The organism is Nocardiopsis listeri, from assembly GCF_020741345.1.
GTDB classification, from domain to species: Bacteria; Actinomycetota; Actinomycetes; order Streptosporangiales; family Streptosporangiaceae; genus Nocardiopsis; species Nocardiopsis listeri_A.
This window is the reverse complement of sequence record NZ_DYZD01000211.1, coordinates 1-11,051: the sequence shown is the minus strand read 5'-3', so window position 1 is coordinate 11,051 and position 11,051 is coordinate 1. Positions and strand designations below refer to the sequence as shown.

The 11,051-nt window shown below is 69.8% G+C and carries 9 protein-coding genes and 1 pseudogene; 3 read left to right on the top strand and 7 right to left on the bottom strand.

The annotated features are described in order from the left end of the window. The 5 genes from K8V84_RS11445 to K8V84_RS11425 form a co-directional block, all read right to left on the bottom strand. The coding region (locus tag K8V84_RS11445) for a lytic polysaccharide monooxygenase (RefSeq protein ID WP_304074010.1) at positions 1–443 on the bottom strand (443 nt) is incomplete at its 3' end. A 93-nt stretch (positions 444–536) separates the two neighbouring features. Next, the gene (locus tag K8V84_RS11440) at positions 537–2,615 is read right to left on the bottom strand and encodes a glycoside hydrolase family 48 protein (protein ID WP_369696623.1); all 2,079 of its coding nucleotides are present in this window, start codon (positions 2,613–2,615) and stop codon (positions 537–539) included. A gap of 468 nt (positions 2,616–3,083) precedes the next feature. Continuing rightward, positions 3,084–3,767 (bottom strand): maleylpyruvate isomerase family mycothiol-dependent enzyme, encoded by a 684-nt coding sequence (locus K8V84_RS11435; protein WP_304074006.1) that lies wholly within the window; start codon positions 3,765–3,767, stop codon positions 3,084–3,086. Between the two features lie 81 nt (positions 3,768–3,848). Continuing rightward, positions 3,849–4,466: an FMN reductase gene (locus tag K8V84_RS11430; protein WP_304074005.1), complete on the bottom strand. Its 618-nt coding sequence runs from the start codon at positions 4,464–4,466 to the stop codon at positions 3,849–3,851. Then, positions 4,463–5,566 (bottom strand): LLM class flavin-dependent oxidoreductase, encoded by a 1,104-nt coding sequence (locus tag K8V84_RS11425; RefSeq protein ID WP_304074003.1) that lies wholly within the window; start codon positions 5,564–5,566, stop codon positions 4,463–4,465. The genes K8V84_RS11430 and K8V84_RS11425 overlap by 4 nt, the downstream gene beginning before the upstream one ends. Positions 5,567–5,893: 327 nt before the next feature. On the opposite strand from K8V84_RS11425, the gene K8V84_RS11420 reads away from it, so the two are divergent. After that, the gene (locus K8V84_RS11420) at positions 5,894–6,031 is read left to right on the top strand and encodes a hypothetical protein (protein ID WP_304074002.1); all 138 of its coding nucleotides are present in this window, start codon (positions 5,894–5,896) and stop codon (positions 6,029–6,031) included. A gap of 84 nt (positions 6,032–6,115) precedes the next feature. Here K8V84_RS11420 and K8V84_RS11415 read toward each other — a convergent pair. Then, a pseudogene (locus K8V84_RS11415) lies at positions 6,116–6,472 on the bottom strand (ADP-ribosylation/crystallin J1); the annotation flags it as partial. A 554-nt stretch (positions 6,473–7,026) separates the two neighbouring features. Next, positions 7,027–9,333, bottom strand: a complete 2,307-nt coding sequence (locus K8V84_RS11410; RefSeq protein ID WP_304074001.1) for a serine/threonine-protein kinase — start codon at positions 9,331–9,333, stop codon at positions 7,027–7,029. Between the two features lie 159 nt (positions 9,334–9,492). Here K8V84_RS11410 and K8V84_RS11405 point away from each other — a divergent pair, with 159 nt between their 5' ends. Beyond that, positions 9,493–10,476, top strand: a complete 984-nt coding sequence (locus tag K8V84_RS11405; protein ID WP_304074011.1) for a LacI family DNA-binding transcriptional regulator — start codon at positions 9,493–9,495, stop codon at positions 10,474–10,476. Positions 10,477–10,693: 217 nt separating this feature from the next. Continuing rightward, on the top strand, positions 10,694–11,051 hold a 358-nt coding region (locus K8V84_RS11400; RefSeq protein WP_304074000.1), incomplete at its 3' end, for an MFS transporter.

Below are 11,051 nucleotides of genomic sequence, written 5' to 3'. Positions count from 1 at the left end.
GTGAGGAAGGTGCCCGGGTGCGGGGCCCGGGCGTTGTGCCGGAACTCGACCGTCTCGCCCGCCGGCAGGTGCGTGGTGGGCCAGTCGGTGCGGGGTGCGTTGAAGGCCGCGAAGTCCTCGCCGGGCCCGCACAGCTCCCCGTCGGCCACGTACTCGCGGTGCCGTCCGTCGGAGTCGGGGACGAGGTTGCCGTACCAGTTCCAGAACGCGTAGTCCCCGCCCTCGGCCAAAGCGTCGGCGCAGGCCTCGTTGGTGGGGTTCAGCGCGCCTCCGCCGGTACCACCGGTGGCGTCGTCGAAACAGGCGTAGGTGCGACTGGCCGGGTGGGTGAAGGCGCCGTGGGCCTCGGCGGTGTCGGGCAGGGCGACGAGCACCCCGGCGACGGCGATACCGCCGACGGCCGCGGCGGCCGCGACCGTCCCGACGATGGTGGGTGTGCGCATGGTGTGTGTCCCTTCGGTGCGGGGCCCGGCCGCGTGTGCGGCGATCACGCGGCCGGGCGTGGGGGATGTGAGGGGTACGGGGCCGGTGGGACGTCAGTCCTCGGCGCCCTCCTCTTCGGGGTCGTCCTCGTCGCCGAACAGCTCACCGTGCAACGCCAGGGCCGTGGCCACGTCGACCTGTGACCAGAAGCGGTGGTAGGTGAACTCGGGGGCCGGTCCGCCGTCCAAGTGGTCGGCGACCTGCGCGTAGTCCGGGTCGTCGAAGTAGAACGAGCGGATGGACTCGAACGTGGAGTCGGAGTCGACCGTGTCGCCGTTGGGCATGGTGCCGGTGAAGTCGTCCGGCACGTACAGGCCACCGTTCTCGGACTCGTAGGGGTCGTCGAAGCGGGAGTAGTCCTCCCTGACCTCCGGGACCGCGATCCCCAGGTCGTCCTCGTTGGCCATCAGGGCGTCGAGGAGTCCCTCACCGGTCTCCAGTGCGGCCTCGTCGCCGGTGGCGGCGGCGTAGTGCAACAGGGTCTTGGCCAGACCGGCGGCGATGCCCACGTCCTGGTTGTGCGAGACGACCTCCACGCTCAGACCGGGGTTGCCGGTGGGCGTCCCCGTCCAGTCGTCGGGCTGCCCGTTCCACTCCATGTCGGCCGGGATCTGGAAGTCCCCGTCGGTGCCGACGGTGGTGTTCTCGATCGCCCACGGCACCCAGTCGTCGAGGATGTCCCCGGCGCGCTCGTCACCGGTCACTCGGTGGTACTCGGCCACCCGTTCCACGTCCCAGACCTGGAAACCGAACCACTGGTTGGACGGCGGGTCGTGCCAGACGGGCTTCTCGTCGTAGAACAGGCCGTGGAACGTGGAGGTGCCCGCCGGGGGCTCGTTGTAGGAACCCTCCCAGCTGTTGGTCGCGCCACCGGCGATGCCGCCGTCGGAGGACTGCAACCACTGCAGGAACTCCAACTGACGGTCGAGGCTGGTGCCCCAGTCCTCGGCGCCCGTGGGCGACTCGGGCCGCAGCGCGTCGTTCTCGCTGAGCGCGTAGGCGGCCATCACGTTCTGGTAGCCCTGGTGGGCGGAGGATCCGCCGATGCGCCAGGCCCAGGGATACTCGGCACTCTCCAGTGCACCGCCCCAGGAGTAGTACCAGGCGAGCAGGTAGTGCGCGGAGTCCTTGCCCGTTCCGGGCGGGCAGGACTCGGCGCCCACACAGTCGCCGACCTCCTTGAAGTACTTGTCGAACATGGAGTAGCGCAGGTAGTCGCCCATCTTGGCGGCGTTGGCCACGCTGTCGGCCACGGCGGCCCCGTTGCCCTGTTCGGAGGCCCACTCGTGGGCGAGGTGGGCGACCTGGACGGCGCGGGCGTCGGCGTCGGGCGCGTTGGTGTAGCGCCACTGTTCCGAGGCCTCGGGGTCGTCCACGAACAGGTCGGTGAAGCCGCTTTCCCCACCGTGCGCGAAGGTCTCGCAGGACGGGTGCGGCACGGTCTCCCAGACGGACTCGTTGGAGCCGCGCTGGAAGGTGTTGATGTAGGCGGGGGCGTCGTCGCTCTCGTCCCCGCAAAAGCCGTAGCCGTAGACGTTGTCCACGTCCAGCAGCCAGTGCATCCCGTAGATCTCGTCGGTGCCGTAGGTACCGCTCAGTTCGTCGGCGAGGGGGTCCTGTCCGACGTCGACACCGTCGGTGAGCGGCATGGGGTAGTCGCCCGGTTCGAGTGACTCGGGGATGTAGGTGGCCGGGTCGGAGGGGTCGTAGGAGGCGTTGGTGGGCTGGTCGGCGGTGCCCGGGATGATGAAGGTCTCCATCGATTCCCAGGCGGAGTTGAAGGGGTCCCAGTCTCCGGACAGACGCCCGTAGGCGGCCTCCAGCCACAGGTAGTAGCTGAACGCCTCGGAGGTGGTGGCGTGCCCGGTGTCGGGCGCCTCCACGATGAGGTTCTCCACCGAGTGGTAGGGGACCAGGAGCCCGTCGAACTCGCGGAAGTAGCCGCTGGCGGGGTCCTTGATCTTGTCGTAGAGGGCGAGGAACCGTTCCTCGTACCGTGTGATCTCGGGGTTCTCCGCGATGACGGAGGCCGCTACCGGTTCGTACTCGTAGGTGGAGGTGAGCTCGGCCGGGGCGGCGGGGGCGTTCTGGGAGGCGACCATGAAGCCGGTCGTCAGCAGCGCCGCGCTCATGGCCGCGGGGAGGACGAGGCGCCTTGTGCGTCGGCGCCCTGCTTTCTGATTGATCACATCATTCTCCTCGGAGGTGACCCTTCGGCGCCCTCACCGGTGACCACGAGTGGGCGTCGACCTCCGGACCGTGCGAAAGACCGGGGGTGGGGCGCCTCGGCGCGGCTGCGGGGGGGGACCGAGGGGGTGTGCGGGTCTGAGGATGCGTGGTGGATCCGCATGATGTCGCGACGGGGCCTGGCGCGACCGTTCGGCCACGTGGAACGTGGTGTCGGCGTCGATGTGGTCCGCCACTCGAGGAGCTGCTCCCCCCGTTCGGGAGCGCTCCCATTGAGCGGTGCCGAAAAGTTAACACCATTGATGTGGCCCGGCAATGGGTGTGACCGGAGAAAAATCGAAACGCTCTCACGAACGGCATACGAAAGTGGATCCGTGGCGCCGGGCGGCGCCACGGATCCACCGCGATCGTTCTCAGACCGCCAGGTCCTTGTCCGGGGCGGGCAGGGTCGGCAGCAGGTGCACCACCCCGGCGGGGTCACCACTCCAGTCCAGGGCACGGATCTGGGCGGGACTGCGCCGGCCCGTGATCGCGCGGGCCAACTCGAAGGCGCTCGCGCTCAGGGTGAGGTCGGCCGCCTTCCCCTGGTCGCCCTCCCCCAGATGCCACTCCTGCCCGGTGTCGGTGGCCCGCACGTGCACCGAGGGACGGTCGGCGGACCAGCCCCGGGCCAGGCCTCCCAGCACGAAGGCGGCCAACTGGTCTGCGCCCTCGGTCTGGGGCTCCAACCCCAGCGCCCCACGGATGTCGTTCTCGTGGTGCCAGGTGTCCAGGGCCGGCAGGGAGTAGCGCAGTCGGGTCTGCGTGCGCATGAGTTCGAGCAGTGCCGGAGCCCCTTCCTCCCACTCCGCGGTGAGTTCGTCGATGCGCTTGTCGGCACGGTCGGCGACCTGACGGGCGGTGACCTCGTCACTGGCCGGGGGTGTCACCAGACCCTGCACGACCTCGGCGCACAGGCCTGCCATGTGGGCGTAGGTCTGACGAACGTCCCAGGCCGGGCAGGCCGGGACGACGGTGGCGAGAGAGGCCTCGTCGAGGCCCGCGGCCAGGACGAGGAGACGGTCCTGGGCCTGCTGGTAGATGAGCGCGGAATCCATGCGACCAGGGTACCTAACAGTGTTAGGAAAGCGCGAGGGCCCGGGTGCTCGAAACGCACTCGGGCCCTCGCGCGGGTCGGTTCAGGCGCCCAGACCGGACATCAGGTCCGCGAACGACGTGGGCTCCTCATAGGGATCGACCTTGTCCGAGGTGTGCTCGGTGGCCAGGATCGCCAGCTGACGGGCGGCCCGCTCGATGCGTTCGGACAGCTCACGTCCACCGCTGTCCCCCGCGCCCCAGTCCTCGGAGGCGGCGTAGACGCCCGTGGGCACCACCACCGAGCGGGTGTAGGAGAACATCGGCCGCAGCGCGTGCTCCAGCACCAGCGAATGGCGCGGGCTGCCGCCGGTGGCGGCGACCAGCACCGGGGTGCCGTCCAGCGTGCCGGGTTCGATCACGTCGAAGAACGACTTGAACAGGCCGCTGTAGGAGGCGTTGAAGACCGGGGTCACCGCGATGATCCCGTCCGCGTCGGCGATGTCGGACAGGACGCCGGGCAGCTCACCGGTGGGCACACGGGTGGTCATGGCGTTCATGATGTCGTGGGCCACCTCGCGCAACTCCACGACGCGCACCTGGACCTTCTCACCGCGCTCGACCAGGGCCTCCTCGGCCGCCGCGGTCAGACGGTCGGCCAACAGCCGCGTGGAGGAGGGATTGCTCATCCCCGCCGTGACGGTCACCAGCTTCCGGGTCATCGGGTCTCCTCCGTCTTCGTGGCGGACTGCTCCTTGGCGACCAGGAGCGAGGCGTGGGTGGGGGCGTCGGGCACGTGGGCCGGCTTCATCGCGGCGAACTCCTTGCGCAGCACCGGAACGACCTCCTCGCCGAGGAGGTCCAGCTGTTCCAGGACGGTCTTGAGCGGCAGACCGGCGTGGTCCATCAGGAAGAGCTGACGCTGGTAGTCGCCGAACATCTCCCTGAATCCCAGGGTACGGTCGATGACCTCCTGCGGGCTGCCCACGGTCAGCGGGGTCTCGCGGGTGAAATCCTCCAAGGAGGGGCCACCGCCGTAGACCGGCGCGTTGTCGAAGTAGGGACGGAACTCCTTGACGGCGTCCTGCGAGTTCTTGCGCATGAACACCTGGCCGCCGAGTCCGACGATCGCCTGGTCCGCGCTGCCGTGACCGTAGTGCTCGAAACGGCGCCGGTAGAGCGAGATGAGCTTACGGGTGTGGGTGGCGGGCCAGAAGATGTTGTTGTGGAAGAAGCCGTCACCGTAGTAGGCGGCCTGCTCCGCGATCTCCGGGCTGCGGATGGAGCCGTGCCACACGAACGGCGGCACGTCGTCCAGCGGGCGCGGCGTGGAGGTGAACCCCTGTAGCGGGGTGCGGAACTTGCCCTCCCAGTCGACCACGTCCTCGCGCCACAGGCGGTGCAGGAGGTTGTAGTTCTCCAGCGCCAGCGGGATGCCCTGTCTGATGTCCTTGCCGAACCAGGGGTAGACCGGGCCGGTGTTGCCGCGGCCCATCATCACGTCCACCCGGCCATCGGCCAGGTGCTGCAGCATGGAGAAGTCCTCGGCGATCTTCACCGGGTCGTTGGTGGTGATCAGCGTGGTGGAGGTGGACAGGATGAGCTTCTCGGTCCGGGCCGCCACGTAGCCGAGCATGGTCGTGGGCGAGGAGGCCACGAAGGGGCGGTTGTGGTGCTCGCCGCTGGCGAAGACGTCCAGCCCCACCTCCTCGGCCTTGAGCGCGATGGCCACCATCGCCTTGATCCGCTCGTGCTCGGTCGGAGTGCGTCCCGTGGTGGGGTCGGTGGTGACGTCACTGACCGAGAAGATTCCGAACTGCATGGCGTTCCCCGATCCATCTAGCTTCCAAGGAAATTATTTACTATGAAACTATCATGTCGAACCAGTCGGCGGGTCCAGGTATTCCATCGGCTCCGGAGCACCCGTGTTCATCCACAGGCACGCTCCGTATCCACCAAATGTCACTACCGCGTGATACCCCTGGTGCGACAGGCGAAGACACCGTCACAGCGGGCCACCCGACCGGCCTGACGAGTGCGGGAAAGGAGAAGGGCGCCTTCCCGAAGCGCCCGACACCCCATGGGCACCACCCTCGATCCCCGACGGAAGCCCCATCACCCCACCACCCCACCGACACCACACGGCACCGTGCCCCGACAACGTCGTCCGCATCACCCCGGCGAAGAGGCCACGGAGCGCACCCGCGAGCCGGTGGTGCTCGCCGACGCCCTGGGCGAGGTCCTGCTCACCCTTCAAGAACGCGAGTCGGCCGCCGGATCAGGCTGAGAACCGCGCATACGAAGGGGCCCGGCGTCCGAGCCGGGCCCCAAGGTCGTCTCCGGAAAACCCTCCGAACGCGGGTCGCCACGCCTCGGGCAGGAAGGATCGCACCAGTTCGATCGTTCCGTGGATGCGCGCGTTGAACTCGGCGAACTCCTCCGGTACCCACGGCTCCACGATGGTGCGCCCACCCACCTGTCGCACCGGGTGGCGGAACAGGAACGAGGTCTCCACGCGAAAGCGGGTGACGTGCCCCTCTCCATCCCGTGGCAGATTCCACTCCCGGGTGATCCGAACGGCGTAGTCCTCGTTCAGGACGGGATGGCAGATGAGCCGCCCTGGCAGCCTGGACGGCCACCCACGCCGGCCGGAATCCCTGACCAGAGCGAGTTCGGCGGGCCCGACGGGGCACCACAGGGTGGTCGTCTCCACACGCGTCTCGGTCATCCTCTCCCTTCTTCCCCGGTCGATGCCTCGGAGAGTATGGACAACCCGTGCCCCGGAATGCACACGGTTTTTACCGATGACCCCGTAAATTCGTTCGTGCAGGCGGGAACACTCCACCTGCACGAAGCGTTATCACAGGTGAAGCACCCCAGACCGAACTCCCGACCCCGAAAATCCCACCAGAGTCTGTGAGAGGCTTCGACTCACCTTCAGACCATGCGCGGATGCACGCGCTCGTGTCGGCAATGGGGGTTTCCGACACGAAACCATCGCTGCATCCGCCTTCCCAGCGGCCAGACCGCACTCAGTGCGCAGGCCGCGCGGTCGGGTCCCACGTTGGGGGACGTGGGACTCGGCCCAGACCAAGCGAATACGAGTGCTCGTGTCGTAAATGGGGGTTTCCGACACGAAACCATCACCGTATTCGCCTCCCAGCGGCCCCACCGTTCTCGGTGCGCAGGCCGCGCGGTCGGCCCCCACGTTGGGGGACGTGGGGCCGACCAGACCTCGCGGGGGCGCGCCGCACGGCGCGCCCCCGCTTTTTCGTGTCCGGATCAGGTCCGTTCGTGGAAGTCGATCAGGGTCACCGGACCGAACTCGACCTCCGATTCCTTGTAGGGATCCGTCTCCTCACCAAGGGACAGCACGGTGGACTCCTGGCACGGACCGTAGGTGTAGGAGACCTCGGGGTAGCCGTCGACCCCGACCCCGTCCTCGCTCCAGAAGATGCCGCAGGCCATCTCGTCGTCGTACTGCGAGATGTCACTCGTCCTGCCCCGGTAGGCGTGCAGCGTCTCGACCCGCTCCGGGTCGCTCAGCCGGCCCTCCCGCAGCCGCGCCACTTCCATGGCGTGGTCGCAGTCCACGTCCCAACCGCTCGCCTGGACGTCCCACTCCTTCTGACCGCCCTCGTTCGCCGCCCCTTGCGGCAGGTCGACGGTTCCGCAGATCGGGGCGTGCACCACGGACCAGCCGGACCCGTCGTTCTCGGCGGCCCATACCTGCGGATCCTCCATCGGCGCACCGGTGTCGGCCTCCTGGGCGAGGACCTCCTCGAAGTCGACCCGTACCTCCCAGACCTCCGTGGTGTACTCGGCCCGTACCGGCGCTCCTTGCCCATCGACTTCGACCCGGCCGATCGCCTCCGTCTCGGTCAGGGTTCCCTCGTCCAGGATCGGGAGCACGGTGGGACCCTCCAACACCCCGTCCCGGCCCTGCACCTCCTCGGCGCCACCCGCCTCGGCCAAGGACCGCAGCGGCGCGGTGACCAGGCTGGGAGCGATGGAGTCGGTGTCCACGTCGAGAGCGGGTTCCAGGTACTCGGGCGAGCCCCGCCACAGCCCGTGCTCCCCTTCCTGACCGAACAACGGGTCCACCCCCGCGGAGACGACGTTCAACCGCTGGGGCGAGTTCGACCACAGCCCGGGGTCCTCCTCCCGTGGCGCGTACACGTAGAGTTCTCCCTGGTGGACGGCCACCGCCGAGGTCCCCGGCCCCATCGCCGCTCCCCGGATGAGGAAGCTCTGGTCCGTGGCCGAGTACAGGTACTCCTCGTCGATCGCCTCTCCCCCACCGACGGGGGCACGCTCCACCGTGGCGGTGAACCCCGCCCCTTCCTCCAGGCTCCGCGCGGCGGCGGTCACCCACTCGGTGGGAGAGGTCCGCACCTGCCCGTAGACGAAGTAGCCACCGCCGGCGAGGACGGCCACGGCGAGCGCACCCGCACCGGTCATGGCGAACTTGGAACCGGCCAGGCCGCTCATGACCCCGCCCGTGGTGGACGCTCCACCACCGAAGGTGCCCGCGGCCGCCGTGGGCGCGCTCGCGCCGAGACCGGCGCCGGCACCACCGCCAAGGGTGGACGCTCCCAGACCCGCGGCGGAGACCGCGGCCAGGGCACCCGCCCAGAGGGCCGGGTCGTGTCCGCCATCGTCCACGCCACGCCAGTAAGCGCCCAACATCCGGCGCAGGATCTCAGCGACTCCGTGCGTCCTGTTCTCCTCGTCGGGCAACAGCGCGCGAACCAACGCCTCGGTGCTCGGGCGCTGCGCGGGGTCCAGCGCCAGCGCGGACTCGACCAGCCCGCACAGCTCCTCGGGGACCCCGTCGATCTCGTACTCCCCCGCGCGCACACGCCGGATCCGCTCCCGGGTCTCCCCCGCGCCGAAGGGTTCGCGTCCGGTGGCGGCCAGGGCCACCAGACCGCCCCAGGCGAACACATCGGCCGAAGGATCGGCGGCGGCGCCGTCGTGTCGTTCGGGGGCCGCCCAACCCGGGGTGCCGTAGGAGGCCGCCGCGTCCTGGGAGCGCTCGGCGCCGATCTCCACGGCGATCCCGAAGTCGACGATCTTGGGCCCCCGCGGGGAGAGGATGACGTTGCCCGGCTTGATGTCCCGGTGCGCCACCCCGGCCCTGTGCAGGGCCGCCAGACCCTCGGCCACGCCCAGGGCGAACACCCGCAGCATCTCGCCGGACAGCGGGCCGAACTCGCGCACGTGGGCGCGCAGGTCGCGGCCGGGGACGAAGTCGAAGGCCAGCCAGGGCACCTCCGCCTCGGTGTCGTGCGCGTGCAGTCGGGCGGTGCTCACCCCTTCGGCCCTGGCGAGCATCGCCACCTCCCGGGCGAAGGCCTCCCGAAATCCCGGTCGCCCGGCCAGATCCGCGTGCACGGTCTTGATCGCCACGCATCGGCCGTACACGTCCAGGGCGCCGTAGACGACGCCCATCCCGCCCGCGCCGATCCGCCCCACCAGGGGGTAGGGGCCGATCTGAGTTGGATCCGTGGGCTTCAACGATGTGAGCCCTGGTGGGAGTGGGGGATGCTCCGGTGCGGCGGAGGCGAGGGGTTCTCCCGTGTTCATCGGGTCCTTTCAGACAAGGGTGGTCCGTCCGATCGGTCAGACACCTCGTTCGGCGCATCGGTTCGCTTCGTGCGGCGGGTTCTCGTGGGCGGCGGTACGATGCGCCTGCGTGGGAGGAGACCGAAGGTGACCGGAAGCGACAGCGGCGGGCGGCCGACGATGGCCGACGTGGCCGCGCACCTGGGCGTTTCTCGGCAGCTGGTCTCCCTGGTCCTGGGCGATCGTCCCGGCCCCAGTGCCCGGACCCGGGAGCGGGTGCTGCGCGCGGCCGAGGAGTTGGGCTACCGTGCCGACACCGCCGCCCAGTTGCTGCGCCGGGCACGCAGCCGCCAGTTGGGGGTGCTGTTCACGATGGCGCACCCGATGGAGACCGACCTGGTGGGCGCGCTGTACGCGGCGGCCGCCCTGCAGGAGTACAGCGTGGTGTTGAGCGCCCTGATGGCCACGCGCACCGAACGCCGGGCCATCGACGACCTGGTGGGGTTGCGCTGCGAGGCGCTGGTGCTGATCGGTCTGTCGGCCCAGGCCCCCGAGGATCTGGCACGGGTGGCGTCCCGAGTGCCGGTGGTGGAGATCGGGCAGCGCAGCGGAGCGGTCGACACCGACAGCGTCCGTACCGACGACGCGGCCGGGACCCGGCTGGCCGTGGACCACCTGGTCTCGTTGGGGCACCGGGACATCGTGCACGTGGACGGTGGCCGATCGCCCGGAGCGCCCGAGCGCCGTGACGGTTACCTGGCCGCCATGCGCGACCATGGTCTGGGCGAGCGGGCCGAGGTGCTGCCCGGCTCCTACGCAGAGGCCGCCGGGGCCCGGGCGGCGGACACGCTCTTGGCCCGCGACCGGTTGCCCACCGCCGTGGTCGCCTGCAACGACCAGTGCGCACGCGGGTTGATGGCCACGCTGGTGCGGGCCGGGCGCTCCGTTCCGGGGGAGGTCTCGGTGGTGGGCTACGACGATAGCCGTGTCGCGGGGTTGCCGTTCCTGGGTCTGACCTCGGTGCGGCAGGACGTGGGCCGAATGGCCGAACTGGCGGTGGACGCGGCCCTCGCGCGGCTGGACGAAGGGCGGACCGACAGCGCCCACGTGGTGTTGGCGCCCACGCTGACCATGCGGGAGAGCACCGCTCCCCCATGCCGTTGAGCCGGTGCGGGACCGGCGCGAGGCAGATCACGTGCCGCACGGTTGATGTGCGCCCCGCAGACCTGACACCCTGGAATTAGCACGTGCCAAACCCCTGTCGCCCCGACCCCGGCGGCAGGCACACGTTCTCTCGGCCCTGAAACCGGGCCTTCGCGCCCCGCGGCGCGCACTCCACCACCGTCGCTCGACCACCCCTGCGCAAGAGGGAGGCACAGTCATGCCCTTGGCCCTGTTCGCCCTGGCCCTCGGGGCCTTCGCCATCGGAACCACCGAGTTCGTCATCATGGGCCTGCTGCCCGAGGTCGCCGCCGACCTCGGTGTGCCCATCCCCACCGCGGGGCACCTCATCTCCGCCTACGCCTTGGGCGTGGTGGTGGGCGCGCCCCTGCTCACCGCGTTGAGCACGCGCCTGCCGCGCAAGACCGCGCTGCTGTTGTTCATGGGTGTGTTCCTGCTGGGCAACCTGCTCACCGTGTTCGCGCCCTCGCACGAGACCGTGTTGGTCTCCCGTTTCCTGGCCGGCGTTCCGCACGGCGCCTATCTGGGTGTGGCCGCGCTGGTGGCCGCCCACCTGG

Coding starts and splice junctions, on each gene's coding strand:
- K8V84_RS11440 (WP_369696623.1), bottom strand. CDS start 2,615: ATGAGCGCGGCGCTGCTGACGACCGGCTTCATGGTCGCCTCCCAGAAC.
- K8V84_RS11435 (WP_304074006.1), bottom strand. CDS start 3,767: ATGGATTCCGCGCTCATCTACCAGCAGGCCCAGGACCGTCTCCTCGTC.
- K8V84_RS11430 (WP_304074005.1), bottom strand. CDS start 4,466: ATGACCCGGAAGCTGGTGACCGTCACGGCGGGGATGAGCAATCCCTCC.
- K8V84_RS11425 (WP_304074003.1), bottom strand. CDS start 5,566: ATGCAGTTCGGAATCTTCTCGGTCAGTGACGTCACCACCGACCCCACC.
- K8V84_RS11410 (WP_304074001.1), bottom strand. CDS start 9,333: ATGAACACGGGAGAACCCCTCGCCTCCGCCGCACCGGAGCATCCCCCA.
- K8V84_RS11405 (WP_304074011.1), top strand. CDS start 9,493: ATGGCCGACGTGGCCGCGCACCTGGGCGTTTCTCGGCAGCTGGTCTCC.